Origin of the sequence: Anoxynatronum sibiricum, assembly GCF_039414295.1 — a bacterium.
Lineage (GTDB): Bacteria > Bacillota > Clostridia > Peptostreptococcales > Tindalliaceae > Anoxynatronum > Anoxynatronum sibiricum.
On sequence record NZ_JBCITM010000089.1, the window covers coordinates 1 to 255 of the forward strand.

At 61.6% G+C, this 255-nt stretch carries 1 pseudogene; it reads right to left on the reverse strand.

Annotation, left to right across the window (positions count from 1 at the left end):
• Positions 1 to 255: pseudogene (locus AAIG11_RS18090) on the reverse strand (aldehyde dehydrogenase family protein); the annotation flags it as partial.

Consider the following 255-nt stretch of genomic DNA (forward strand, 5'->3'; position numbering starts at 1 on the left):
TGTGGCCCTTGCCTTCCAGTTCCAGGTTGGTCTGGGCAATGCTTAAGGCTTCGTCGAAGGTGGTGTAGCCGTACACGGCCATGACGGGGCACATTTTCTCTTTGCTGAGAAGGTCGGCTTCTCCCGGGCCGTCGGCTTTGGCCAGAATGACCTTGGTGCCCTCGGGGATGGGGAGGTCTGCCAGCCGGGCAATGGTGGCCACGGACTGGCCCACCACGTCTTTGGCGGTCATGCCGCCTTCGAAGATGGTCTGAC